Source organism: Sphingomonas sp. IC4-52, from assembly GCF_020707225.1.
In the GTDB taxonomy this organism is placed as follows: Bacteria; Pseudomonadota; Alphaproteobacteria; order Sphingomonadales; family Sphingomonadaceae; genus Sphingomonas.
In genome coordinates, this window is sequence record NZ_JAJFEU010000001.1 from 818,281 (window position 1) to 842,421 (window position 24,141).

Consider the following 24,141-nt stretch of genomic DNA (forward strand, 5'->3'; position numbering starts at 1 on the left):
GCCTGATCGAATAGGCCCTCGCGGCCGTGGGAAGCCTTACCACATCGCGTTGTTCCCGTACGATGGCAGCGAAGCCGCGGGACCTATTCGCGGTGGCACTGCCGCGACCGTTCATGGCTGAACGACCACCGCATGCGTGCGAGCGCGCGGCCGAGTCGCGATCAGGGCCACGAGGCTCAATGCGGCTGCAACGCTGCCGTACCAGCCAACAGCGGCAAGCCCCACGTTTTCTGCCAGCGCCTGCGCGAACAGCGGCGTAAGACCGCCACCAAGGACGCCGGCAATGTTGAAGGCCATCGACGCGCCTGTGTACCGGACTCGCGGCGGGAACAGACCGGGCAGCCAGGCACCGAGCGGCCCATAGACAAAGCCCATCAGCAACAATGCCAGCGAAAGATAAGCGAACACCAGCAGTAGCGAGCCCGATCCCAGCATCGGCCCCAACAGCGGCCCGGCAATCACCACGCCGACGCAACCACCGGCAAGCACGCGACGCTCATCGAACTTGCGGTCCGCGAGCCATGCCGAGCCGTAAATGCCCAGCGCCATGAACAGGATGGCGCCAAGCTGAACCAGCAGCATGGATTGCATCGAATAGCCAAGCGTCTTGGTGCCGTAGCCCAGCGTGAAGGCGGTGGTGATGTAGTAGAGCGCAAAGCAAGCGATTGCGCCGATCGTACCGGCGATCGTCGCTACTCCATGGTGGCGGACCAGCTCAGCGAAGGGCACCGCGGGCGGGGGCGCTTCCTCCAGCGCAGCCGCAAACTCCGCCGTCTCCGTGAGCTTCAACCGGATCCACAAGCCGAGGCCAACAAGGAGGGCGCTGATCAGGAAGGGGATACGCCAGCCCCATTCGCGAAACTGTTCAGCCGTCAGCCAAAGTCCGAGAAGCAGAAACAGCCCGTTGGCCGCAATAAAGCCGGCAGGCGCGCCCATCTGCGGCGCACTGCCGAACCGTGCACGCCACCCCGGCGGCGCGTTTTCCACCGCAAGCAGGGCCGCGCCGCCCCACTCGCCACCCAAGCCGAAGCCTTGCCCGAATCGCAGCAGGCAAAGAATGAGCGGGGCCCACCATCCGGCATCGGCATAGGTCGGCAGGAAAGCGATCAATGTGGTGGACAGACCCATGGTGAGCAGGCTGGCGATGAGCGTGGACTTGCGCCCGATGCGATCGCCAAAATGTCCAAAGAAAGCGGCCCCGACGGGACGAGCGAAAAAGGCCACAGCCAAGGTGGCAAAGCTGGCCATCTGTTGCATGCCCGGCTCCGCCACCGGGAAGAAGATCTGTCCGAATACGAGGCTCGCCGCGGTCGCGTAGATATAGAAGTCGTAGAATTCGACCCCGGTGCCGACGAAACTCGCCAGCAGGACACGGCGAGGAGAATTGGCGCTGGTCGCAGTCGTCGTCATGGCCCCCTCTCCTCCCGCCGATGGCCGGCGTCAACATCGTGCCTGCGCGATACCCTGGCCGGCACGGGCCGGGAGTTGCTGGCAACTACCGTCCGTCCGGCTCCGCCGTCCTTTGGGGAGAACCAAACTTCTCTAAATCAGTCCATACCGGGATAGGTTTGAAAAGCGGGAAGTTCGGAGATGCCGGCCGTCCAGCTCAGGCGATCCTTGACCATGATCTGCGCGCCCGGCGGCTGGCCTTCGGGATCGTCCAGCGTCCCCGAATGAATGTCGACAATCCCCGGCAGCGCTTCGGGATTGCGGTAGAACAGCCCGGTACCACAGGTGCCGCAGAACTCACGCGTGCCATGTTCGGAAGAATGATAGGTCGTTGTTTGACCGTCTATCGTGACACGATCCGCCTGCCACGCGATCCAGCCGACGGCCGGCGCACCGGACCAGCGCCGGCAATCGTCGCAGTGACAGATCGCGTGATGCTCCGGCTCGCCCTCGGCGGACCAGCTGACTGCACCACAGTGACATTTGCCTGTCGTCGCCATCGAACCCTCCTGCGTGTTTCTACTATGTTCTCATAGATGGTGACACCCTGCAATATGCATTCCGGGAGCGCGATCGTGCGCGAAGTACGTCCGATCGTGCCCCTAAGGGCCCGGCCCTGCCGGCCTTGAAGATGCACGCGCCTCATCGGCTCGCGCTTGCTCACGTGGCTCTCGTTCCCTAACTGTTCGTGGGTGACCGATACCCAGCTTGCCGACCCTCCGTATCTCAGGGGCCTCAATCCGCAGCAGCGTGAGGCGGTGCTCACCACCGACGGGCCAGTGCTCGTGCTCGCCGGCGCTGGCACGGGCAAGACCGCAGCGCTGACCGCCCGGCTTGCTCACCTGCTCTATACCCGGCGCGCTTACCCCAGCGAGATCCTGTCGGTGACCTTCACCAACAAGGCCGCGCGCGAGATGCGCGAACGGGTCGGCCGTCTGGTCGGAGACGCTGTGGAAGGAATGCCGTGGCTGGGCACGTTCCACGCCATCGGCGCGAAGATGCTGCGCCGGCACGCCGAACTGGTCGGATTGCAGAACAATTTTACCATTCTGGACACCGACGATCAGCTGCGCCTGCTAAAGCAGCTGATCGTTGCGGCGGACATCGACGAGAAGCGCTTCCCGGCGCGCAGCCTCGCCGGGCTGATCGACGAGTGGAAGAACAAGGGGCTGACCCCGCGCGAGATCGATGCCGGAGAAAGCGAGCGCTACGGTAACGGCCGCGGCGGCGAGCTGTATGAACAATATCAGGATCGCCTGAAGGCAGTGAACGCCTGCGATTTCGGCGACCTGCTGCTCCACGTCCTGACGATCCTGAAGACCAATCGCGGGGTGCTGGAGCAATATCAGCAGCGCTTTCGCTACATCATGGTGGACGAATACCAGGACACCAACTCCGTCCAATATCTCTGGCTGCGGCTGCTGGCGCAGGAACGGCGCAACATCTGTTGCGTGGGTGACGACGATCAGTCGATCTATTCGTGGCGCGGCGCGCAGGTGGAGAATATCCTGAAGTTCGAGAAGGACTTTCCCGGCGCCAAGGTTATCCGGCTGGAGCAGAACTACCGCTCCACGCCACACATCCTGGGCGCGGCCGGCGGCGTGATCGGCAATAATTCCGGACGCCTAGGCAAGTCACTGTGGACCGAACTGGACGTTGGCGAGAAGGTTCGCGTGATCGGCGTCTGGGACGGGCCGGAGGAGGCCCGGCGCGTTGGCGACGAAATCGAGGCCTGCCAACGGGCATTTCGGTCGGACGGCGACAAGTCACTGGACGATATCGCTATCCTGGTGCGCGCCCAGCATCAGACCCGCGAGTTCGAAGATCGCTTCATCGCGATCGGCATGCCGTACCGTATCGTTGGCGGCTTCCGCTTCTATGAGCGCCAGGAAATCCGCGACGCGCTGGCTTATCTGCGTATCGTCAACCAGCCGGCGGACGATCTCGCCTTCGAGCGGATCGTCAACACGCCCAAGCGAGGACTTGGCGACAAGGCAATCGCGAAACTGCATCAGCTCGCCCGCGCGGAAGGCTTGCCGCTGAGCCTTGCGGCCGCCCGTATTCTCGACACGGACGAGCTGACCCCGCAGGCGCGACGTGCGCTTGGCAATTTCATCGGCGATGTGGCCCGCTGGCGCGACATGGCGCGCGATCTGCCTCATGCCGAGTTGGCCCGGCAGATCCTGGACGAATCCGGCTATACCGCGATGTGGCAGGCTGAGAAATCGACCGAAGCGGCCGGCCGGCTGGAGAACCTCAGCGAATTGGTCCGCGCGATGGAGGAATATGAAAGCCTCGGCGCGTTCCTTGAGCATGTCAGCCTGGTGATGGACAATGAGGGCGCGCGCGAGGATCCCAAGGTCACGATCATGACCATCCACGCGGCGAAGGGCCTGGAATTCGACACCGTGTTCCTCGCCGGCTGGGAAGAAGGAATCTTCCCGTCCCAGCGCGCGCTGGACGAAGGCGGCACCCGCAGCCTGGAGGAGGAGCGCCGCCTAGCCTATGTCGCGATCACGCGCGCGCGGCGGCGGGCGGTGATCCTGCATGCTGCGAACCGCCGTATCTATGGCCAATGGACCAGCTCCATCCCCTCGCGCTTTGTAGGCGAACTGCCGGCGGATCACGTGGACAGCGAAACCACCATGAGCGGCGGCGAAAGCCTGTGGCGGGCAAATTGGTCCGAGCGGGCCGACCCGTTCTCCGATGTCGGGCGCGGCACCGGGCGGGGCCCGGGATGGCAGCGGGCGGCGGGCACGCTTGGCGGCAAGCCGGGCGGTGATTGGCAGAGCCGCACCTTCAACCGCGAACCGACCCGCGTGGTGGAAAGCCGCGCGCCATCGGTCAGCCTGGGGAACAAGGGCCGTTCCGACCTTTCCGTCGGTCTGCGCGTGTTCCACCAGAAGTTCGGTTACGGCACGATCGAAAGCATTGAGGGTAACAAGCTGGAGATCGAATTCGAGAAGGCCGGGCACAAGCGCGTGATGGACAGTTTCGTCTCGCTACCATGACGCCGGCCTGCTTTACGGGGCCGAATGGAGCCGCGATAGAAGCGGCATGACCATGACCCGCGCCGAAGCCGAACACCTCGCCAGACAAGGGGTGGAGGCGCTGCGGCGCGGGGACGGCGGGGCTGCGCGCGCCAGTTTCGACCGCATCATCGCATCGCAGCCGGAGGGCTTTCCGCTGCCCTGGCTGGCGCTGGCGCAGGCCTGCCGGATGGCCGGGGACACGGCGGCAGAGACCCAGGCCTTGCAGGCCCAGCTGCGAGAACAGCCGCGACACGTCGCCGCGCTGCTGCTGATGGGCGATCGCAAGCGGCTGGACGGGGACGATCGCGCTGCTTCTAACTTCTATACCGCAGCGCTCAATCAGGCCGCGGTCACGCGGGATGTACCGCAATCACTGCACCCGCTGCTGCGACAGGCGGAGTTATTCAAGCGCGAGGCGAGCGAGCGGTTCACGGCGCATGTCGAGACTGCGATCGCCAGCCCGCAGGCGCCCCGGGTGGCGCAGTCGATCGATCTGCTGCTCGGCCGGCGGGAATTGCACCTGCAACAGCCAAGCATGTTCTATTTCGAAGGATTGCCGCAACGCGCCTTCTATTCGCGCGACGAATTTGCCTGGATCGCTGAGTTGGAAGCGGACACGCCGGCGATCCGGGCGGAGCTCGAAGCCGTGACGGAGGGCTTCGCCCCTTACGTGGAGGGCGACCCGGATCGGCCGCTGCCGAACAATCCCCTGCTCGACGACCCCGCCTGGAGCGCACTTCATCTGTGGCGCGGCGGCGAGATAGTGGAGGCCAATGCTGCCCGCTTTCCCGCCACCATGGCGGCGCTTGCCAAATTGCCGATCCCGCGCATTGCCGGCCGCTCCCCAATGGCGCTGTTCTCGCGATTGACGCCGGGCGCGCACATCCAGCCGCACCACGGCCTGCTCAACACGCGCCTGATCTGTCACTTGCCGATCATTGCGCCCCCCGGATGTGGCCTGCGCGTCGGCGCCGACGTGCACGAATGGCGCGAAGGCGAGTTGGTGATCTTCGACGATTCGTTTGAACATGAGGCATGGAACAGGGGAACGGAAACCCGCACCGTCCTGCTGTTCGAGATCTGGAAGCCCGAGATCGATGAGGCGGAGCGGATTGAATTGACCCGTTTGTTCGAAGCCATCGACGCTTATGGGGCCCCGATGATGGATCAGGGCTGATCTGGCCGAGAGAATGCTGGGAGGGTGACGGTGCGTCGGGATTGAGCGGTTCAGGTGCCGCGATTCGCTTCCGATCGGCGCGACCTCCTGTTCAGGAACGATATTGCTGGGCGGCCGTATCCTCCCCTTGCCCACTCTTGGGCGTGGAGAGAAACGTCACATGCTTACTCGTCGCATCGCGATCGCCGTCGGCGTAGCGGCTGCCGCCTTCGGCACGCCGGCCGTCGCCCAATCCAGCGCTGACGATGCCCGCTTCCGCGCCGCACAGGAGCGGTTCGAGCGCGAGCTGCAGGTCTTCCGCAGCGAGTTCGACCGCTATCAGTCCGTTCGACGGGTGCCGGGATCAGGCTATCGGGATCCGCGCTGGGATGACGGACGGACCGCACCGCCACCGCCTGCCTCCGCGTACGATGACCGGGACTGGCGCGACGAGGGCGACTATGATCCTTCCCGTTATTACCGGTCCGGCTCGCAGTATCAGGAGCGCGCACTTGCGCCCACCGACCGTGTCTATTCGGGGTCGGACGGCCGCTATTACTGCCGCCGCTCCGACGGCACGACCGGGCTGATCGTTGGCGGCGCGCTGGGCGGCGTTCTTGGCAACGTGATCGATGGCGGGCGCAGCCGTATTGTCGGCACACTGTTCGGTGGCGCGGCAGGCGCGCTGGCGGGTCGGGCCGTGGATCAAAACAACCAAGTCCGCTGCCGGTGAGCGAAGCGGCCGCCCTCATCGCCCGGCACGGCCTGTCGCCGCACCCGGAGGGCGGCCATTACCGCGAGACGGTCCGGCTGCCGGCGCGGCCGGGCCAGCGATCGCCGATGACGGCTATCCTGTTCCTGCTCGACCGAGGCGAACGATCGCACTGGCACCGCGTCGACGCGGCAGAGCTGTGGCTGTGGCACGCGGGCAGCCCGCTGCTCCTGCATATCGAGGAAGACGAGCAGGTCACGACCCGTCACCTTGACCCGGACACGCCGCAAGCGCTGGTTCCGGCGCATGGCTGGCAGGCAGCGGAAGCGCCAGACGGGTGGGTGCTTGTCAGCTGCGTCGTCGCGCCCGGCTTCGACTTCGCCGGGTTCGAGCTCGCACGGTCCGGCTGGTCGCCCTCAGGCTTCGATCGATAGCAGCGTCACGCCCTGGTACCGCTCTTCCTTCGGGTTGAAGAGCTCGCTGGGGGTAAATCGCCGGGGCGTCACGCGCATGCCCCCGAGACCAGCAATCTTGAAGGCGCCGATCTTCGGCTCGCGCGGCGGCTTGCCATCCCGCTCCAGCGTGATCGCGTCGAGATAGAATTCGCCGTGCTTGGTGTAGACGATATGCGGTGCCAGCGTCACCGATCCGCGATTGTACGTCGCGGCGATGGCCTGTTGTTTCACGATCGCTTCAAAAACGGTCGGCATGCTGACGGGCGGCGTTGCCGGTGCGGCGACCCGATCTTCGTCGGTGTTCAGCTTCATGCTCACCGGCAATATCCATGCTGTTGCAGCGCAGCAATAACTGTTTTGTGCAACGGTCCGTTCCCCGTTTGCATCCGCAAACTCACGTAGCGAAACCATTCGCGCGCCACTGCATGCCCATGGTAGCGTTCGGCATGGCCAATCTGCTGCTTCCGGGCGATCAGGCACCGTGGTTCCATGCGCCGGCGCTTTCGGGCAACCCGCGCTACGCATTCGATACGGCAGCGGGCCGGCCGATCCTGATGCTCTTCGCCGGAAGCGCGTCTCATCCGGCGCTGGCACCCGCCCTGCGGCTGGTGACCGAGACCCGCATGCTGTTCGATGATCGGCACGCGTGTTTTTTCGGTGTGTCTACGAACCCGGCTGACGCGGCAGACGGGGTGGTACAGCAACAACTGCCCGGCATCCGCTGGTTCCTTGATTATGACGGCGCGGTCTCGAGGCTTTACGGCGCGCTGAACGACGATGCGGGGGGCGCCGAATACCGCCCGCATTGGTTGCTGCTTGATACCACGCTGCGCGTCTGCGGGCGCTTCCCACTCGACGCCGGTACGCAAGCGATCGCCGCCCTGAAGGCGCAGATCACGGTGCCGGACGTCTATCCCGCCGCTCCGGTATTGATCGTGCCCCGCGTGTTCGAGCCCGCTTTGTGCCAGCGCCTCATCACCCTGTACGAAGCAAATGGCGGCGAGGATTCGGGGTTCATGCGGGAGGAAAACGGACTCACCGTCGGCCGCATCGACCACAGCCATAAGCGGCGTTCCGACTATCATATGGAGGATGACGTGCTGCGCGAGCAGCTGCGCGCCCGTCTCGCCCGTTTCCTTATTCCGCAGATCAAGCGCGCGCTCGGCTGGGAAGCCACCCGGATCGAACGCTGGCTGGTCGCTTGCTACGATGGCGACAATGGCGGCGGTCACTTCCGCGCGCATCGGGACAACACCACCAAGGGCACGGCACACCGGAAATTCGCCTGCACGATCAACCTGAACGCCGGCGAATATGACGGCGGTGATCTCTGCTTCCCGGAATTCGGCCCTCAAACCTACCGGGCACCGACGGGGGGAGCAGTGATCTTCTCCTGCTCGTTGCTGCACGAGGCGCAGCCAGTCACCCGCGGCAAGCGCTATGCCTTCCTGCCATTCCTTTATGACGAGGAAGGCGCGAAGCTACGCGAGGCCAATCTGCGGTTCCTGGCGCCCGAAACGGGCGGCCAGCCGAGAACCGCCACGCCGGCCGACGCCCCCGCCTGATCGCCACGGGGCACGTCGGCGGAGCGGCTCACTTCCCGGCGGGGCCGATCAGCTTCTGTGCGAAATACACGGTCTGCAACGCCTGCAATCGCGCGCCCTGTGCAATGTCGGCATCGCCGGAGTGGCCGCCCGCCATGTCTTCATAGAACAGATACGGCAGTCCATATTCCTTCATCCGGGCAGCGAACTTACGCGCGTGCTGCGGCCCCACCCGGTCGTCCTTGGTCGTCGTCCAGATATAGGGCTCCGGATAGCGGCCGTCCTTGCGCAGCGCATGATAGGGAGACATCTTCGCCAGAAACGCGCGCTCCTCCGGCACGGAAATGGAGCCATATTCGTCGACCCAGGAAGCCCCGGCCGCGATCCCTTCATACCGCAACATGTCGAGCAGCGGGACCTGGATCGTCACGGCGCCCCATAGCTCCGGATGCTGGGTCAGCTGCACGCCCATCAGCAACCCGCCGTTGGAACCGCCATAGATGCCGAGCCTGGGCGCACTGGTGATGCCGCGTGCGAACAGATCCCGCGCGGTGCTGGCAAAATCGTCAAAGATCAGCTGACGCTTCGTCTTTCGGCCCGCTTCGTGCCACTCCGGCCCGAACTCGCCGCCACCGCGAATGTTGGCCAGCACGAAGGCGCCGCCGCGCTCCAGCCACAGCTTGCCGGTGATCCCGGAGTAATAAGGCGTATTCGACACCTCGAAGCCGCCATAGGCCGTCATCAGCGTGGGCGTGCTGCCGTCCTTCGGTGCGCCCTGACGGTGAACAACGAAATAGGGCACCTTCGTGCCGTCAGACGAGCTCGCCTCGAACTGCTCCACCACCAGCCCGGTGGCATCGAACCGGGCGGGCGATGATTTCACCGCAACGGGCGGCTGGTTCGCTGCAGCGTCGAACGCCATCAGCCGTGTGGGGGTGGTGAAGCCCGACACCGCGAGATAGCCGCGATCGCCAGCGCGCTCGGTTGTCACCAGATCCACGGAAAGATTGTCCGGCAGCGCCAGCGCTCGGCTGGTCCAGCCCTCGCCAGACGGCGTGAACACCATCGCTCGGCCGCGCACGTTATCGTAAACGGATGCGATCACCGTCCCGCCGGTGACGCGCACGTTACCGCGATCCACGGACTGGCGCGGACCGGGTGCGAAGATCGTCGTTAGATCGCCCGCCCCGCGCAGCGCGTCCTTCAGCGGCAGCGAGGCCAGCGCCCCTTCCGGAACCTTGCCCCACGGTTCGCTGATGCGCACGATCAATCGGCCATCAACCAGACCGTTCACGTCCACCCGATCGGGCAACGGCACTTTCTTTGCCGCGGCACCATCCCACAACAGAATGTCGGAGGTGAAGAAGGTCTTCGCGCGCGTGATCACGACCGCGCGATTACCCTGAGCGTCAATCTCGACCGATGGCCAGGCGCCGATGTCATCGGAAGTGCCGCGATAAATTTCCTGCGCGGACGCCAGCGGCTCGCCGCGCTTCAGGATCTTCACGACGAAGGGATAGCCGGACTTGGTGAGCGTACCCTCGCCCCAATCGCGCGACACAATCAGCGTGTCTGCATCGATCCAGTCGGCATTCTGCTTCGAGACGGGAAGGTCGAAACCGCCGTCGACGAACTTGCCCGTTTCCAGATCGAATTCGCGCAGGCTCGTCGCGTCCTCTCCGCCTTCGCTCAGGGCGACGAGGCATCGGCGCTCATCAGGCTCCAGGCAAGTGACGCCCTTCCACACCCATTTGCGCCCCTCCGCCTTTGACAAAGCATCAAGGTCGATCAGCGTGGTCCAGGCCGGGTTGGCCGAGGCGAAATCCGCTGCATCGGTGGATCGCCAGATGCCCTGAGGATGCGCCTGATCCCGCCAAAGGTTGAAGATGCGCGTGCCGATCATCTCCGGCATCGGTATGCGATCTTCGGCGGAGGCGATCTCCAGCGCCTCCTGATAGAAGGTCTGGTAACGCGGATCGGCCTCCAGCCGGGCCAGCGTCCGCTTGTTTTCGGTTTCTACCCACGCGAGGGGCTTGGCACCCTCGCGATCCTCAAGCCAGATATGGGGATCGTCAGTCACGCCTGCGATTTGGGCGATGCCGGCCGATGCCGCAAGCGCCGCCGCAACGGCAAACACCCCAAGTCTCATTCCCTACTCCGCTTCGTCACCAGCCCCTCCATGCCCGGACAGCTATCCTGTCGCAATGATCGCCCAGCCGGGATCGGCTTGCCGTTTGCGACGTTTGCCTCCCGTCCGATGTGCCTTCGGGCAAGGGCGGCCCTGCGCAGGGTTCGGGGGAGCAAATGCCTCCGGCACAACAGGATATCGGATGCTTCAGCCCCCGCAGAGTAGCTTGCCCGACGAGCCAGGTTCCGTAAGGCAAGCACCCATGTCCGATGGCCTGCCCCTTCCCCGTCGCCTGCTTGCCGTGGCTTCGCTGGGATGCGGGTCCGCGCTGGTCATCATTGATGGCGGCATCGCTAACGTAGCGCTGCCGACGATCGCGCGCGATCTGGGGGTGGCGCCAAGCTCGGTGGTGTCGATCGTCACCGTCTATCAGGTGATGCTGGTGATGTTGCTTCTGCCGTTTGCCGGGCTTGGCGAGCGGATCGGGCTGAAGCGCACCTACCAGGCCGGGCAAATAATCTTCGCCGTCGCGACGCTGCTGTGTTTTTTTGCAAAAAGTTTGCCGTTCCTGCTGATCGTCCGTGCGGTACAGGCGATCGGAGCGGCGGGCGTGCTCAGCGTTTCGTCGGCGCTGATCCGCCAGACTTATCCGTCGAGCCAACTTGGCCGCGGGCTCGGCATCAATTCGGTGATTGTCACCAGCTCCGCCGCCGCCGCGCCCACGATCGGCGGTCTGGTGCTGGCGGTTGCCCCGTGGCCGTGGGTGTTCGCGAGCTCGCTTCCGTTCGCGGTAATCAGCATCGCGCTCGGCCGTTCGCTGCCCAATCCCAGCCCGCGCTTGGCGCACCTAGATCTGATCGGGGCGATGATGTGCGCAGGCATGTTCGGCCTGATCATCGGCGGGGCGGAAAGCCTGGTGCATGGCGAAAGCCCGGTTGTCAGCCTGGCCATCATCGCCACGGGGGCGACGATCGGCTGGTTCTTCGTGCGGCGTGAAATGGGCGCGCCTGCCCCGATCCTGCCGGTCGACCTGCTCGCGCGGCCGATCATCGCGTTGTCGGCAGTCGGCAGCCTGACCGCCTTCACCGCCTCCATGACCTTGCTGGTGTCAACGCCATTCCGACTGTCTGCGATGGGCTTTACCGCAACCCAGATCGGCGCGTGCATCGCCCCCTGGCCGCTCACCAACATGATCGTGGCGCCGCTCTCCGGCTTCCTCTCGGATCGTATCCCGGCCGGCATCCTGGGCGGGATCGGGATGGCGGTGACTCTGGTGGCGCTGACCCTGCTGGCCACCATGCCGGCGGACCCGACCTATTTCGACGTGGCGTGGCGGATGGCGCTCTGTGGTTCGGGTTTCGGCCTGTACCTGCCCCCGAACGCCAGGCTGATTGTCGGCTCCGCCCCGCGTGAACGGGCGGCGGCAGCCGGCGGCCTCGTCTCGACGGTGCGGCTCACCGGGCAAACGACAGGTGCGACGCTCGCGGCCGCGCTGCTGGCCGCTGGCATCGGCGCCGGCTCGGTACCGCCGGTCGTTGCCGCAGGGCTCGCGCTGATCGCGGGCCTGTGCAGCATTGCCCGGCTGCGGCCCTCGATCCGCAACCCCTCCGTGACGGAGGTGCGGGACGACGTGCCGGCGTTGCGGCAATCACGTTAGGCCTTCGGCGCGGGACGGAACGCCAGCCGGGCGGTCACCGTTCTTCCGGTCTTAGCCACCGGAGTTGATCATGCCCTACGTCAAAACGCGCGATGGTGCCGATATCTACGTGAAGGACTGGGGCGAGGGTCGACCGGTCGTCCTGATCCACGGTTGGCCGCTTTCTGCCGACAGCTGGGACCCACAGGCCATGGCGCTGGCCGAGGCCGGCTATCGCGTGATCGCCTATGACCGTCGTGGCTTCGGCCGCTCCAGCCAACCGTGGAACGGTTATGACTATGACTCGCTGACCGACGACCTGTCGGAAGTCATGAAGGCGGCGGGCGTGGAGCAGGACGCCACCCTGGTCGGCTTCTCCATGGGCGGCGGTGAAGTCGCGCGATACATGAGCCGGCACGATGGACGCGGTGTGCATGCGGCGGTGCTGGTCGGCTCCGTCGTTCCCTACATGCTGAAGACCGACGACAATCCGCAGGGCGCCACCGAAGCGCAACTGTTGCAGATCGGGGAAGGCATTCGGCACGATCGGGCCAATTTCTTCCGCACCTTCTTCAAGGATTTCTTCGGGGTCGGTTACGTGAGCAGCCCGGTGAGCGAGGCGACGCTCGACTGGGCATGGCGGCTGGCAATGCAGGCGTCGCTGCGATCCACGCTGGAGTGCGCGCGCAGCTTCAGCTTCACCGATTTCCGTCCCGATCTCGCCGCCTTCCGGGTGCCGACGCTGGTAATCCACGGCACCGGCGACAAAACCGTCCCCATCGATGCCACCGGGCGAGCCGCGGCGCGCGGGATCAAGATGAGCCAGCTCGTGGAATATGACGGGGCGCCGCACGGTCTGTTCGCTACCGAAAGCGACCGGCTGACCCAGGATCTGCTGACGTTTCTGAGTCGATAGGCGGTGACGAATTTGCCGCTTTAGTCCGCACGAAGGCGATGGGCCGCCATCGCTTCATAGTCCGCCCGGCATACGTCAGCGACGACCGCGAGCCCGGGCGGCAGCGGGGCCGGTTCAGGCTCCGGCGCACCGAACCCGCTGGATGCCTCGACCCGGCCGTACCAGTGAGCCGCCCAGACACCATCGTCGGGGTGGCGCCCAGGCGCCCATGACAGCATGGCCTCGTCCCACGGGATGTCGAGCGCCCGGCACAAGGCCGAGAGCGTGCCCGCGGGATCGCGCAACACGTCCGCGGAGTCGATCACCGGCGGGGCGTGGCCGAGGCGCTCGGCGACCCGATCGAAAAAGGCCCGTTGCGCCCCGACGCCGAGATCCTCGGGCGTCACCGCCTCCCGCTTCGCGGCGTAGGACGCTGCCATTCGGGCAGGATCGCGGATCAGAAAGGCGTGGACCACACCGGAAAGATCATCCGGCGTTATTGGCCCGACCATATGGTGGGGCATGTGCTTCTGGTACCAGACCGGCTTTCCTGCCGGAGCCTCGCCGGCCAAGGTGCGAGCGACCGATTGCCAGTTGCAGTCCATGCTGGCGATCACGTCATCGCGCATCGGGTGATCGGCCCCACTCGCGGCCAGGAAACAGCCGTAGAAGGGCTCATCGCTGACCGCGCAATCCGCGCGACTGGAGAAGCTGCGCATCATCGCCGTCGAAATGTTGCGTGGGCCAGACCACATGGCGATTCGCAGCGGCTCACCGACGCGGGAAAAGGCCGCGGAGGTCATGCCAGTTCCCGGTCCACCGCCTCGCGATAGAGCGCTTGCAAGCGCTCCACCACAGGCCCGCGTTCGGTACCGATCACTCGCCCGTCGATCACCCCGACCGGTGCAAGCCCGGCGAACGTGCCGGTAGTGAATGCCTCGTCCGCACCATAAACGTCCGTCAGGGAGAAGTTGCGTTCATAGGTGGGAATGCCCGCCGCCCGCGCCGTCTCGACGACGATGCGGCGCGTGATCCCGTCAAGGCAATAATCCCCGGTCGAGGTCCACAGCTCGCCCTTCCGCACGATGAAGAAGTGGGTCGAGTTGCAGGTTGCGATAAAGCCATGCGGATCCAGCATCAGCGCCTCGTCCGCCCCCGCCTGAGCCGCCTGGATGCAGGCGGTGATGCAATTCAGCTTTGAATGCGAATTGAGCTTCGGATCCTGAACGTCGGGATAGCCGCGGCGCACGTGGACGGTGAACAGGTTCAGCATGCGGGTGGCGGTACCGGCGGCTGGTGCCTTCCACTCAGGAATGATGACGATCGTGGCAGGCGAGATTACCACGCGAGGATCCTGATAGGGCGTCGAGCGTACCCCCCGCGTGACCATCAACCGGATATGAACACCGTCGTCCCGCATGTCGTTGGCATCGAGCACCCGCCGCAGACGCTCGACCAGCGCCTGGCGCGTGATACCGATGTCCATCGCGATAGCCTTCGCACCCTGCCAGAGCCGGTCGAGATGGCGGTCGAGAAACGCCATCTTGCCATTGTAGACCCGAAGCCCTTCCCAGACGCCATCGCCCAGCATGAAGCCCGAATCGAATACCGACACCTTTGCCTCGGGACGCCGGAACAGTTCGCCGTTGACGTCGATCAGGACATTGTCGTTGCGGGGATCAGGCGTGAAGACGTGAGTGCCGGTGGCGTGATCGGTCATGGTCGCTCCCCTGGTTCGGACATCCGCTCCTAACCTGAGGGCGCCGAGATTGTCGAAGGATGTTCGCGCCTGGGTACGCCGACGAGTGCGCATGGGAGCCATGGGGCGCGGGGGAAAGCGGCAAGCTTGCGTCGCAAGAGGCCACACTCCCGCCGGTGCCGGCGACGGCGTACTACCAGCGTAGAGCGCCCGCGCGGCGCCTTCCCGCGTCAGCGCCGCGCATTTGCGCGCCAACAAGGCAGGCGATCATTGTCGGACCGCCTGCGCAGCACAGAACCCTCAGATGTGCAGCGCCTTGCCATAGGCGCCGAGCACCGCCTCGTGCATCGTCTCGCTGATCGTCGGGTGCGGGAACACCGTTTCCATCAGCTCCGCTTCGGTCGTTTCCAGCGTCTTGCCGATCGTATAGCCCTGGATCATCTCGGTCACCTCGGCCCCGATCATGTGTGCGCCCAGCAGTTCGCCGGTCTTCGCGTCGAACACCGTCTTCACGAACCCTTCCGGCTCGCCCAGCGCAATTGCCTTGCCGTTGCCGATGAACGGGAAGTTGCCAACCTTGACCTCATAGCCGGCCTCCTTGGCCTTTGCCTCCGTGAGGCCGACGCTGGCGATCTGCGGCCGGCAATAGGTGCAGCCCGGAATGTTGCGCGGATCCATGGCATGCGGGTGGCCGCCGGCAATCGCCTCCGCTGCGATCACGCCTTCGTGGCTCGCCTTGTGAGCCAGCCATGGCGGCGCAGTGATGTCGCCGATTGCCCAGACGCCCTCCACATTAGTGCGGCACATGGCGTCGGTCTTCAGGAAGCCGTGCTCGTCCATCTCAACGCCCAGCTCCTTGAGGCCGACATTCTCCGTATTCGGCACAATACCGACCGCAACGATCACATGGCTGAACTCGGCAGTAGTTTCCTTGCCCGCTTTGTCCTTCAGTCGGGCGGTGACGCCGCCCGACTTCACATCAAGCGCACTGATGCTGGCCGAGGTCATGATCGTCATGCCCTGCTTCTTCAGCGCCTTTTCCAGATGCGCGGAGACGTCGACATCCTCCACCGGCACGAGACGGTCAAGCATCTCCACGACCGTGACGTCCGCGCCCATGTCGTTGTAGAAGCTGGCGAACTCGATACCGATCGCGCCGGATCCGATCACCAGCAGCTTTTTTGGCATTTCCTTGGGCGTCATTGCATGGCGATACGTCCACACCCTTTCGCCGTCGGACTTGGCAAACGGCAGCTCACGCGCCCGCGCGCCGGTGGCGACAATGACGTTCTTGTAGGAAAGCTCGCTCGCCTTCCCGTCCTTGTCGGTGACGGTCAGCTTGCCCTTTCCGGTCAGCTTCCCTTCACCCATGTGAACGGCGATCTTGTTCTTCTTCATCAGGTGCGTAACGCCCTGATTGAGTTGCTTCGCCACCCCGCGCGAGCGCTTAACCACCGCGTCGAGATCAGCCGTGATCCCCTGCGCTGTCAGGCCGTAATCCCCGGCGTGGCTCATCAGGTGATACACTTCGGCCGAGCGCAACAGCGCCTTGGTCGGGATGCAGCCCCAATTCAGGCAGATGCCGCCAAGCAGCTCCCGCTCGACAATGGCGGTCTTCAGCCCGAGCTGCGCCGCCCGAATAGCCGCGACATAGCCGCCCGGTCCGGAGCCCAGGACGACGAGATCGTAAGTGTCTGCCACTTTTCAGTTCCTTGGTTTGCGCGCGGCTTTCACCAGTTCCGGCACGCTCATTGCCAGCAGAGCCAGCATCGTCAGCACGCAGACCGGCTCCAACGAGCCGGCGCCTTGCGGATAGGACCAGATGGCCGCGCGGAAGAAGGCCAACGTCAGCAGCAAGCCCGCGGCAAGATGCAGCAGCTCGGCGGCGACCGCGCGGTTCATTTCAGGCCAGCATGCCCAGCGGATTTTCGCACAACGCCTTGAACGCCTGCATCAACTCGGCGCCGTCGGCTCCGTCGATCGCACGGTGGTCAAAGCTGCCGGTCGCGCTCATCACGGTGGCGATGCCAAGCGCATCGTCAATCACATAGGGCCGCTTTTCGCCAGCACCCACCGCCAGGATCATGCCCTGCGGCGGATTGATGACCGCTTCGAACTGCTTGATCCCGTACATGCCCATGTTGCTGAGCGAGGCGGTGCCGCCCTGGAATTCCTCTGGCTTCAGCTTCTTGTCGCGGGCGCGTGCGGCCAGATCCTTCATGCGGGTGGAAATGGACGAAAGCGAGGACGTATCCGCCTCTGTGATGACCGGGGTGATCAAACCCTCGGCGGTGGACACCGCCACCGAAATGTCGGCGCGCTTGAACGTGACGAGTTCATTGGGCGTGTACATCACGTTGCACTTGGGCACCTGCACCAGCGCGGCCGCCAACGCCTTGATCATCAGATCGTTGACCGACAGCTTCACGCCGCGCGGGGCAAGGCTGTCGTTCAGCTCGGTGCGCAGCTTCAGCAGCTTGTCGAGGCGTACATCGACCGTGAGGTAGATGTGAGGCACCTGCTGCTTCGACTCGGTCAGCCGCCGCGCAATCGTCTTGCGCATGTTGCTGAGCTTCGTCGTCTCGTGCGGGATATCGGGAATGGACGCAACAGCTGGCGCCGGAGCGGAAGCCGCGGCCGGCGCTGGCGCCGCAGCCGCAGCCGCCGCCGGTGCAGCCTGGGCCTGGGGCGCCGCCGAAGCCGCACCCCGGGGCGCACCTTCGACATCGGCCTTCACGATGCGGCCGTTCGGCCCGGAGCCAGTCACTCCGGCGAGATCCACGCCCTTCTCGGCGGCGATACGCCGCGCAAGCGGGCTCGCCTTCACACGATCGCCGCCGGTATTCTGCGGCTTCACCTGTGGCGCCGCCGACTTTGTCTCCGGGTTCTGCGGCGACACCGGCTCGCTGGTTTCCCGGTCCACCGGGGCGTCGACCTGCTCCTTCGAGACCGGCTGGCCTTCCGTCTTGGCAGGCTGCACGCGCGCTGGCGTGCTTTCCTCGCCCTCCGCGTCGAGGAGCATGATCACGTCGCCGACCTTCACCCCGTCCGTGCCCTCGGCTACGACGATCTTGGCGACGACGCCCTCATCCACCGCTTCAAACTCCATGGTGGCCTTGTCCGTCTCGATCTCGGCCATCAGGTCACCGGCCTTGACGGTATCCCCCTCCTTCACGAGCCATTTCGCCAGCGTTCCTTCCTCCATGGTAGGGGAGAGCGCGGGCATCTTGATTTCGATCGACATGAGGGTTCTCGGCGGTTCCTGGGGAGTGCCTGTCTCTTGCGCCGAGGCCTTGCGCGGTCAACCCCGCACGCGGATAAGGATGGGCTGACTGGAGATTATCGAAGACGCATGCGCATTTATCTGACGGTCATCGATGACGCGCCGGAAGCGGAAATCGCCCTCCGGTTTGCGGCTCGACGCGCGGTGAAAACGGGGGGTGGAGTCGAGATCCTGGCGCTGGTGGAGCAGCAGGAGTTCATCGCTTTTGGTGGCGTGCAAGCGACGATCGAAGAAGAAGCCCGGCGGCGGGCAGAAGGTTTGGTGGCAAAAGCGGCCGGCACGCTGATCCAGGAATCCGGGCTGCGTCCGTCCATTACCGTCAGGCAAGGTGATGGCCCGAAGATCATTCGGGAGCTGATCGCTGGCAATCCGGACGTTGCGGCCCTGGTGCTTGGCGCTGCGGCCGACGGCACCCCCGGGCCGCTAGTGACGCATTTTGCGGGACAGGCAGGGACCTTGCCCATCCCGCTGATGATCATTCCGGGCAATCTTGATCGGGACGCGATTGATCGGCTGAGCTAGGCGCGTGAGAAGCCCGCTCCGCGCTCGACGCCACACCATTGCCGGGTGAACTGTGAGGCGACGGAAATCCGGTCAGCGGCGGGTGGAGCGCGGCGTAACGGTATGCACCCGAGTTCCGGATGCGGGCGAGTAAGTTACTCCATCTTCCCAGATGTCGCTCGGCGGGGCTGTCACCATTGGTTGGCCGTTCACCGTGATGGTGATGATCGTGGGCGCCGGATAGTAATAGCCGTTGCTGTAATATCCAGCTGACGGGTTTGTCGCGGTGGTGGTCACCACCGTGGCCCCGTTCGAACTGGCGACGATGGGAACAGGCGCTGGTGGAGCGTAGGTCGGAGGCGGTACGGGTTCCCGCGTCGCCACGGCCAGCGGATAGCTGCCGTGCTCTGGGCGCGGATATGCTGCGCCAGGCGCATCAGCCGAGGCGCGGCGACGGCGATCCTTTTTGCGGCTGTGGGTCGCAGCCGCGGGGCTATCCGGCGAGCTTGGGAGCAGTGCACGCCCCTGTTTCACGTCGGCCTGCGCACGTTCCGTCGTGTCGCGGGCGATTGGCACCTGACCGGCCTGCCGATGCGCAGGGACAGGATATGGCGCGCCCGGCGGCGCGGCGGTCGAGGTGAGCTGCTGATCGTTTCCCCCACCCTCCCGGTAGGCGTAATCCGCATGCTGCGAGTCGAAGCGATCCCAGTCGACACCGCCGATCGTGTCGTGGACCGTGCCCCGCTGGTCGAGCAGCACCGCATCATCATAATAGCGCGACCAGACATGGGCGGCGGGCGGCGGCGGGAGGTCGAAACCTGCCCAATCCTCGACCTGCCATTGCGATCCTGCCCAATAGGGTGGCAGCACCGATCCTCTGAGCGGCCGCTGATACGCACTCCAGCCGCCGGGAGCGCGCGCGCCGGCCCACCACCGCCCGTCGATGCGCCCGCCCCAACGTGGCTCATCCGCCCGGCCTGGCGTCGAGAGCGAGCGCACTGCACGCCCCGGCATTCGCCCCCCAGTCGTGGCGGATGCGGCACTCGCACGAGATCCGGTGTCCGCGCGAACAGCTTGAGGCTCGAGGGCGTCAGCCGCCGTCGCCATGACGCCTAGCAAAAGCATTGCCGCTGCCGGATGCGCGCGCATCGATCACTCTCCCCGAAGTCGCGTGTGTTCCCCCGGCGCCTGCCATGGTTGACGGACCGCTTACCAGCCGGTCGGGAGCCTTCGACGTGACGCTTCGTCCCGGAATGATGCAGCCGGAACGCCCGTGTCAGACGATGCGTGAGGCCAGCAGCAAGGCGATCGCCTCCCCGCCCCGGGCATCCTCTTCGTCGAAACGCGATGGCGTCGGGCTGTCGAGATCAAGCACGCCGATCACGACGCCGTCATGGATGATCGGGACCACCAGTTCGGACGCGCTGGCCGCGTCGCAGGCGATGTGCCCGGGAAAGGCGTGAACGTCGGCAACCAACTGCGTTTCACGCGACGCTGCGGCTGCGCCGCACACGCCGGCACCCAGCGCGATCCGGATACAGGCAGGTTTGCCCTGAAACGGCCCGAGCACCAGTTCGCCATCGACCACGCGATAGAAGCCAGCCCAATTGAGATCGGGGAGATACTGCCAAATGAGCGCTGCGGCGTTGGCCATGTTCGCGACCGGATCGGGCTCGCCGGCGGTCAGCGCATCGAGAGCGGACAGGATGTCGCGGTAAAGCTCGGCCTTTTCGCCGGCCTGGATATCGAACTGGTACATGCGCGCGATGTAGTCACGCTGGGATGGGGAAGCGAGAGCCATCCTTCATGCGACGATTACCTTTGCTGTGCTACGCGAGCGGCCCATGCACCAGCACGTCGCGCTCACCCCCACCCACCGCGCCGATCCGCGCCCAGCATCGGCCGTCTCCCATGGCGTTGGGCTCGCAGGGTTGGCGGGCTTGATCACGTGGATCTTTGTTGCGCGGCTCTATGACCTGGATGGCCCCTATGCGGCGCTGGTCAACCTGCTGGCGTGCGGCATTCCCATGGTGATCTGGTCGCTGCTGGTGGACAAGGTCCACCGCCGGCCATCCACAGGCATCGACTGGTCCAGGGTGCGTCCGTGGCGCGAGACGATTGACACCAGCCTGATCAAGCTTGTCGGCCTGTGGGCCACATGGGCGGGCATTGCGCTGATCTATGCGACCGGACGCTTTTATTGGGAGGGCAACTTCCGGTTCGCAATGTGGTGCTTCGGAATGGCGGCGCCGCTGCTGTTCCTTCTCTCCATTCCCTATGTAATCTGGCTCGATCGTCGCCTGGTGGAGCCTCGGGATGGCGCCTGGGCCCTGGGCGCCTGGCTGACGCATACGAACAATGCGGAAGCCGAGCTTATCCATGCTCACCTTCGCGCCTGGGGCGTGAAAGCGTTCTTCCTGGCGTTCATGCTCGCCATCGTGCCGCCGGGCTTTGGCGAGTTCATCCGAACGCCCACGTTCGGCATCCTGGCCAATCCCGTGGCACTCGCGAACTGGCTGATCACGTTCATGTTCGTCATCGACGTGGCGTTCGCGACGGTCGGTTACGTCCTGACCATGCGCCCGCTCGACGCGCATATCCGCAGTGCAAATCCCTATGCCGCTGGCTGGGCAGCCGCGTTGATATGCTACCCGCCATTCATCCTTATGGATCAGGGCGGACCGCTCGACTATCATCCAGGAACTGCGGAATGGAGCCAATGGCTTCATGGTTATCCCGTGCTGCTGGCGATCGTCGGCGCAGCGCTGGTCTTGCTCACCGCGATCTATGCCTGGGCCACCGTGGCGTTCGGGTTGCGTTTTTCGAATCTGACGCATCGGGGCATTCTCACCCACGGCCCCTATGCGTGGTCACGTCATCCCGCGTATCTCACGAAAAATCTGTTCTGGTGGCTTTCCACCCTGCCCCTGTTCACGACGGGCACTCTGGTCGATGCGGCGCGGGCAACGCTGATCCTGGCGGCAGTAAGCGGCATTTATTATTGGCGCGCGCGCACGGAGGAGCGCCACCTATCCGCCGATCCCGTGTACCGTGATTATAGCGCCTGGATGAGCCGCAATGCGCCGGTTCCGCGGTTCTTCCGCTGGCTGGGCGGCAGATGAGCGAGACCTGTCGCTAGCTTCGCACCTGCCCCGTGCCGCGGCCGATCCATTTGTAGGTGGTCAGGCCCTCCAGCGCGACGGGACCGCGGGCGTGCAGGCGCCCAGTCGCGATTCCGATCTCCGCGCCCAACCCGAATTCGCCGCCGTCAGCGAACTGGGTAGAGGCATTCCACAGCACAATCGCCGAATCGACTTCCGCGAGGAAGCGGTTTGCCACCCCCTCGTCCGCTGCCACGATCGCGTCTGTATGTCCCGAACTATGCCGCGCGATATGCGCGAGCGCTTCGTCAACGCCGTCGACCATCGCCACCGAACAGATCGCATCCAGATATTCGGTATCCCAGTCCGCCGCGTCGGCTGCCGCTACGGACGCGAAGGCCCGCACCCGATCGTCACCCCGAACTGCACAGCCGGCGTCCAAAAGGGCCCGCACCAGTGCGGCGGGATCCGGGTAGCCTGAGTCGATCAACAGCGTCTCCATGGCGCCGCACACGCCGGTCCGCCGCATCTTCGCGTTCCTGACGATCTCCGCCGCCATGTCCGGATCGGCGGACGCGTGAACGAAGACGTGGTTGATCCCATCCAGATGCGCCAGCACCGGCACCCGAGCCTCCGCCTGGACACGCGCCACCAGCCCCTTCCCGCCCCGCGGCACGACAAGATCGATGGCGCCCTGAGCGGCAAGCATCGCGCCGACGGCCGCGCGATCCGTCGTCCCGACCAATTGCACCGCATCGGTCGGCAAGTCCGCGACGTTCAAGCCGGCGCAGAACGCCCGGTGAATGGCAGCGTTGCTCTCGGAAGCTTCGCTTCCGCCGCGCAAAATGGCGGCATTGCCTGACATGACGCACAACGCCGCTGCGTCGGCCGTCACATTGGGGCGACTTTCGTAGATGATCCCGATTACCCCGATCGGCACCCGAACACGCGACAGCTCTAGCCCGTTCGGACGTACGGTGGTGTCGATCACCTCACCGACGGGGTCCGGAAGCGTAGCGACGGTTGCGATGCCAGCCGCCATCCCCGCGACGCGCGCCTCGTCCAGCCGCAGTCGATCAAGCATGGCATCGGTAAGCCCTGCTGCTTTCGCGCGCGCCACATCTGTCGCGTTGGCGGCCAGGATCTCAGCACTAGCGGCGCGGATCGCCTCCTCCGCCCGCAGCAACGCGGAGCGGCGCTGATCCGTCGAGCAACGGGCGAGCTGATGTGCTGCACGGCGCGCAGACGCAGCCATGCCAGCGATCATTGCTTGAGGGTTCTGAGTGTCCAGCATCGATCCTGGATAGCACGGGCATGGTCGATCATCGAATTAGCGTTTCTGCCAGCCAACGAAGGTCCGCATCGCTCGCCGCTATCCGCGCAGCAACCGAGATCGCGTCAGCGCATATACACACCGGCCGATCCGTACCCATATTCGGATCCATGAGCCCTCTGCTTGATCGGCGCACCATGATCCTGGGACTTGGTGGTGGAGCCGCAACCTTGATGCTTGCAGCTTGCGGCGCCTCGCCTGCCGAGGCCGAGGCATTCCCAGTTCAATTGAGCGATGCAGAGTGGCGCAGAAAACTGTCGCCGCAAGCCTATGCCGTGTTGCGCAAAGAGGCCACGGAGCGCCCGTTCTCCAGCCCGCTCGATCGAGAAAAACGGCTGGGCGTCTTCAACTGCGCCGGCTGCAGTCAGGCACTGTTTTCCTCAAGGACGAAATTCGACAGCGGAACGGGTTGGCCAAGCTTCTGGGCGCCGCTGAGAGGAAGCGTGGGTATCCGGCGGGACTTCAGCCTCGGCATACCCCGTACGGAAGTGCATTGTGCCCGATGTGGCGGACATCTGGGCCATGTGTTTGACGACGGCCCGCGTCCGACCGGCAAGCGTTACTGTATGAACGGCGCAGCCATGGCATTCCGGCCGAAGTGACCAGGGCGACCGGCGCCCTCAGTCGAACTCTTCAGTAAGGATGGGCGCCGCCGAACCGAACTGATCAGTTGCTGAGAGTGATGGCACCGCGCACCGGTGCCGCGGCGGCCGATGCGATCGCCAGATTGGCCAGGCGGGTCTCGTCCGTCCCGTTGTTCTTGTTCGCAATCACGACGGGAGCAACGCTGTCCGCATGGCCGCCGTAGATGAAGCCGTCAGTGGGATAGCTGGAGGTACCCAGGCCGCCCTGCGGCGCGTACCACACCTTCACGAGGCTCCAGTCGCCCGCGTCCGACACGTCGATCGCGCGAACGTTACGCTCCACGCCGCCCCGACGCGACCAGTTCGCGTGGGTTAGCAGAACCTCGCGATCGCTGACGATCTGGCTGACCATGGCAACATGGCCCACCCGCATGCGGCTGGTCGAGCGAAAGGAAAGCACCGCGCCAACCTTTGGCGCATTGCCGCGCTCGTAACGGCCCGCTGCCTGGCCCCACCAAGTATTGGCGTTACCGTGGATCTGAATGCCCGAAATCTCGCGAGCATAGGGCGCACATTGCCAAAACTGCGCATTTGCCGCCGTTGCCGTCATCAGGCTGCACGACATTACGAGCG

General features: G+C 65.0%; 23 protein-coding genes. 10 read left to right on the plus strand and 13 right to left on the minus strand.

Features of this window, described 5'->3' with window-relative positions; all coding sequences use genetic code 11:
- Nucleotides 1-111: 111 nt before the first annotated feature.
- Nucleotides 112-1,410: an MFS transporter gene (locus LK535_RS04070; protein ID WP_227770584.1), complete on the minus strand. Its 1,299-nt coding sequence runs from the start codon at nucleotides 1,408-1,410 to the stop codon at nucleotides 112-114.
- A 137-nt stretch (nucleotides 1,411-1,547) separates the two neighbouring features.
- On the minus strand, nucleotides 1,548-1,949 hold the full coding sequence (locus LK535_RS04075) for a GFA family protein (RefSeq protein ID WP_227770585.1): 402 nt from the start codon (nucleotides 1,947-1,949) through the stop codon (nucleotides 1,548-1,550).
- Between the two features lie 192 nt (nucleotides 1,950-2,141).
- On the opposite strand from LK535_RS04075, the gene LK535_RS04080 reads away from it, so the two are divergent.
- The 4 genes from LK535_RS04080 (at nucleotide 2,142) to LK535_RS04095 (ending at nucleotide 6,783) form a co-directional block, all read left to right on the plus strand.
- A complete protein-coding gene (locus LK535_RS04080) occupies nucleotides 2,142-4,460 on the plus strand; it encodes an ATP-dependent helicase (RefSeq protein ID WP_227770586.1) in 2,319 nt (772 codons plus the stop codon).
- A 52-nt stretch (nucleotides 4,461-4,512) separates the two neighbouring features.
- Complete coding sequence (locus tag LK535_RS04085; RefSeq protein ID WP_415837096.1) at nucleotides 4,513-5,658, plus strand: aspartyl/asparaginyl beta-hydroxylase domain-containing protein; 1,146 nt, start codon at nucleotides 4,513-4,515, stop codon at nucleotides 5,656-5,658.
- 160 nt (nucleotides 5,659-5,818) lie between these two features.
- Nucleotides 5,819-6,370: a glycine zipper 2TM domain-containing protein gene (locus tag LK535_RS04090; RefSeq protein WP_227770588.1), complete on the plus strand. Its 552-nt coding sequence runs from the start codon at nucleotides 5,819-5,821 to the stop codon at nucleotides 6,368-6,370.
- Nucleotides 6,367-6,783, plus strand: a complete 417-nt coding sequence (locus LK535_RS04095) for a cupin domain-containing protein (protein WP_227770589.1) — start codon at nucleotides 6,367-6,369, stop codon at nucleotides 6,781-6,783. Before LK535_RS04090 ends, LK535_RS04095 begins: the two co-directional genes overlap by 4 nt.
- Here the strand turns inward: LK535_RS04095 and LK535_RS04100 are convergent.
- Complete coding sequence (locus LK535_RS04100) at nucleotides 6,766-7,116, minus strand: WYL domain-containing protein (RefSeq protein WP_227771070.1); 351 nt, start codon at nucleotides 7,114-7,116, stop codon at nucleotides 6,766-6,768. The two genes, LK535_RS04095 and LK535_RS04100, sit on opposite strands and share 18 nt — an antisense overlap.
- A 134-nt stretch (nucleotides 7,117-7,250) precedes the next feature.
- Here LK535_RS04100 and LK535_RS04105 point away from each other — a divergent pair, with 134 nt between their 5' ends.
- Nucleotides 7,251-8,369, plus strand: coding sequence for a 2OG-Fe(II) oxygenase (locus LK535_RS04105; protein ID WP_227770590.1), 1,119 nt, complete (start codon nucleotides 7,251-7,253; stop codon nucleotides 8,367-8,369).
- A 28-nt stretch (nucleotides 8,370-8,397) separates the two neighbouring features.
- Here LK535_RS04105 and LK535_RS04110 read toward each other — a convergent pair whose 3' ends face one another.
- On the minus strand, nucleotides 8,398-10,497 hold the full coding sequence (locus tag LK535_RS04110) for a prolyl oligopeptidase family serine peptidase (RefSeq protein WP_227770591.1): 2,100 nt from the start codon (nucleotides 10,495-10,497) through the stop codon (nucleotides 8,398-8,400).
- Between the two features lie 241 nt (nucleotides 10,498-10,738).
- Between LK535_RS04110 and LK535_RS04115 the strand changes: the two genes are divergently transcribed.
- Together LK535_RS04115 and LK535_RS04120 are read left to right on the plus strand one after the other, a co-directional pair.
- Nucleotides 10,739-12,133: an MFS transporter gene (locus LK535_RS04115; protein ID WP_227770592.1), complete on the plus strand. Its 1,395-nt coding sequence runs from the start codon at nucleotides 10,739-10,741 to the stop codon at nucleotides 12,131-12,133.
- Nucleotides 12,134-12,203: 70 nt separating this feature from the next.
- Nucleotides 12,204-13,028: an alpha/beta fold hydrolase gene (locus LK535_RS04120; RefSeq protein ID WP_227770593.1), complete on the plus strand. Its 825-nt coding sequence runs from the start codon at nucleotides 12,204-12,206 to the stop codon at nucleotides 13,026-13,028.
- Nucleotides 13,029-13,048: 20 nt separating this feature from the next.
- Here the strand turns inward: LK535_RS04120 and LK535_RS04125 are convergent, their stop codons facing one another.
- The 5 genes from LK535_RS04125 to LK535_RS04145 all read right to left on the minus strand — a co-directional run bounded on the left by LK535_RS04125 (nucleotide 13,049) and on the right by LK535_RS04145 (nucleotide 17,950).
- On the minus strand, nucleotides 13,049-13,810 hold the full coding sequence (locus LK535_RS04125; RefSeq protein WP_227770594.1) for a sulfotransferase: 762 nt from the start codon (nucleotides 13,808-13,810) through the stop codon (nucleotides 13,049-13,051).
- Nucleotides 13,807-14,727: an aminotransferase class IV gene (locus LK535_RS04130; RefSeq protein WP_227770595.1), complete on the minus strand. Its 921-nt coding sequence runs from the start codon at nucleotides 14,725-14,727 to the stop codon at nucleotides 13,807-13,809. The genes LK535_RS04125 and LK535_RS04130 overlap by 4 nt, the downstream gene beginning before the upstream one ends.
- 279 nt (nucleotides 14,728-15,006) lie before the next feature.
- Complete coding sequence (gene lpdA / locus LK535_RS04135) at nucleotides 15,007-16,407, minus strand: dihydrolipoyl dehydrogenase (protein WP_227770596.1); 1,401 nt, start codon at nucleotides 16,405-16,407, stop codon at nucleotides 15,007-15,009.
- 3 nt (nucleotides 16,408-16,410) lie between these two features.
- Nucleotides 16,411-16,608, minus strand: a complete 198-nt coding sequence (locus tag LK535_RS04140) for a hypothetical protein (protein WP_227770597.1) — start codon at nucleotides 16,606-16,608, stop codon at nucleotides 16,411-16,413.
- 1 nt (nucleotide 16,609) lies between these two features.
- Nucleotides 16,610-17,950, minus strand: coding sequence for a pyruvate dehydrogenase complex dihydrolipoamide acetyltransferase (locus LK535_RS04145; RefSeq protein WP_227770598.1), 1,341 nt, complete (start codon nucleotides 17,948-17,950; stop codon nucleotides 16,610-16,612).
- 108 nt (nucleotides 17,951-18,058) lie between these two features.
- Here LK535_RS04145 and LK535_RS04150 point away from each other — a divergent pair, with 108 nt between their 5' ends.
- Entirely contained in the window at nucleotides 18,059-18,511 is a 453-nt protein-coding gene (locus LK535_RS04150; RefSeq protein WP_227770599.1) for a universal stress protein, read from the plus strand.
- Nucleotides 18,512-18,583: 72 nt separating this feature from the next.
- On the opposite strand, the gene LK535_RS04155 is transcribed toward LK535_RS04150, so the two are convergent.
- Both LK535_RS04155 and LK535_RS04160 read right to left on the minus strand, forming a co-directional pair.
- Nucleotides 18,584-19,360 carry an RcnB family protein gene (locus LK535_RS04155; protein WP_321576534.1) on the minus strand — a complete coding sequence of 259 codons (777 nt, stop codon included), beginning with the start codon at nucleotides 19,358-19,360 and terminating at the stop codon, nucleotides 18,584-18,586.
- A 406-nt stretch (nucleotides 19,361-19,766) separates the two neighbouring features.
- On the minus strand, nucleotides 19,767-20,249 hold the full coding sequence (locus tag LK535_RS04160) for a GAF domain-containing protein (protein ID WP_227771071.1): 483 nt from the start codon (nucleotides 20,247-20,249) through the stop codon (nucleotides 19,767-19,769).
- 85 nt (nucleotides 20,250-20,334) lie between these two features.
- On the opposite strand from LK535_RS04160, the gene LK535_RS04165 reads away from it, so the two are divergent.
- The gene (locus LK535_RS04165) at nucleotides 20,335-21,612 is read left to right on the plus strand and encodes a methyltransferase family protein (RefSeq protein ID WP_227770601.1); all 1,278 of its coding nucleotides are present in this window, start codon (nucleotides 20,335-20,337) and stop codon (nucleotides 21,610-21,612) included.
- Between the two features lie 13 nt (nucleotides 21,613-21,625).
- Here the strand turns inward: LK535_RS04165 and LK535_RS04170 are convergent, their stop codons facing one another.
- The gene (locus LK535_RS04170) at nucleotides 21,626-22,885 is read right to left on the minus strand and encodes a glutamate-5-semialdehyde dehydrogenase (RefSeq protein WP_227770602.1); all 1,260 of its coding nucleotides are present in this window, start codon (nucleotides 22,883-22,885) and stop codon (nucleotides 21,626-21,628) included.
- 149 nt (nucleotides 22,886-23,034) lie between these two features.
- Between LK535_RS04170 and msrB the strand changes: the two genes are divergently transcribed.
- The gene (gene msrB / locus LK535_RS04175) at nucleotides 23,035-23,526 is read left to right on the plus strand and encodes a peptide-methionine (R)-S-oxide reductase MsrB (RefSeq protein ID WP_227770603.1); all 492 of its coding nucleotides are present in this window, start codon (nucleotides 23,035-23,037) and stop codon (nucleotides 23,524-23,526) included.
- A 64-nt stretch (nucleotides 23,527-23,590) separates the two neighbouring features.
- Here the strand turns inward: msrB and LK535_RS04180 are convergent, their stop codons facing one another.
- Complete coding sequence (locus LK535_RS04180; protein WP_227771072.1) at nucleotides 23,591-24,133, minus strand: CHAP domain-containing protein; 543 nt, start codon at nucleotides 24,131-24,133, stop codon at nucleotides 23,591-23,593.
- Nucleotides 24,134-24,141 lie beyond the last annotated feature (8 nt).

Coding starts and splice junctions, on each gene's coding strand:
- LK535_RS04105 (WP_227770590.1), top strand. CDS start 7,251: ATGGCCAATCTGCTGCTTCCGGGCGATCAGGCACCGTGGTTCCATGCG.
- LK535_RS04165 (WP_227770601.1), top strand. CDS start 20,335: ATGCACCAGCACGTCGCGCTCACCCCCACCCACCGCGCCGATCCGCGC.
- LK535_RS04070 (WP_227770584.1), bottom strand. CDS start 1,410: ATGACGACGACTGCGACCAGCGCCAATTCTCCTCGCCGTGTCCTGCTG.
- msrB (WP_227770603.1), top strand. CDS start 23,035: ATGAGCCCTCTGCTTGATCGGCGCACCATGATCCTGGGACTTGGTGGT.
- LK535_RS04120 (WP_227770593.1), top strand. CDS start 12,204: ATGCCCTACGTCAAAACGCGCGATGGTGCCGATATCTACGTGAAGGAC.
- LK535_RS04130 (WP_227770595.1), bottom strand. CDS start 14,727: ATGACCGATCACGCCACCGGCACTCACGTCTTCACGCCTGATCCCCGC.
- LK535_RS04170 (WP_227770602.1), bottom strand. CDS start 22,885: ATGCTGGACACTCAGAACCCTCAAGCAATGATCGCTGGCATGGCTGCG.
- LK535_RS04110 (WP_227770591.1), bottom strand. CDS start 10,497: ATGAGACTTGGGGTGTTTGCCGTTGCGGCGGCGCTTGCGGCATCGGCC.
- LK535_RS04180 (WP_227771072.1), bottom strand. CDS start 24,133: ATGTCGTGCAGCCTGATGACGGCAACGGCGGCAAATGCGCAGTTTTGG.
- LK535_RS04090 (WP_227770588.1), top strand. CDS start 5,819: ATGCTTACTCGTCGCATCGCGATCGCCGTCGGCGTAGCGGCTGCCGCC.
- LK535_RS04100 (WP_227771070.1), bottom strand. CDS start 7,116: ATGAAGCTGAACACCGACGAAGATCGGGTCGCCGCACCGGCAACGCCG.
- LK535_RS04145 (WP_227770598.1), bottom strand. CDS start 17,950: ATGTCGATCGAAATCAAGATGCCCGCGCTCTCCCCTACCATGGAGGAA.
- LK535_RS04085 (WP_415837096.1), top strand. CDS start 4,513: ATGACCCGCGCCGAAGCCGAACACCTCGCCAGACAAGGGGTGGAGGCG.
- LK535_RS04075 (WP_227770585.1), bottom strand. CDS start 1,949: ATGGCGACGACAGGCAAATGTCACTGTGGTGCAGTCAGCTGGTCCGCC.
- LK535_RS04115 (WP_227770592.1), top strand. CDS start 10,739: ATGTCCGATGGCCTGCCCCTTCCCCGTCGCCTGCTTGCCGTGGCTTCG.
- LK535_RS04150 (WP_227770599.1), top strand. CDS start 18,059: ATGCGCATTTATCTGACGGTCATCGATGACGCGCCGGAAGCGGAAATC.
- LK535_RS04140 (WP_227770597.1), bottom strand. CDS start 16,608: ATGAACCGCGCGGTCGCCGCCGAGCTGCTGCATCTTGCCGCGGGCTTG.
- LK535_RS04125 (WP_227770594.1), bottom strand. CDS start 13,810: ATGACCTCCGCGGCCTTTTCCCGCGTCGGTGAGCCGCTGCGAATCGCC.
- LK535_RS04160 (WP_227771071.1), bottom strand. CDS start 20,249: ATGTACCAGTTCGATATCCAGGCCGGCGAAAAGGCCGAGCTTTACCGC.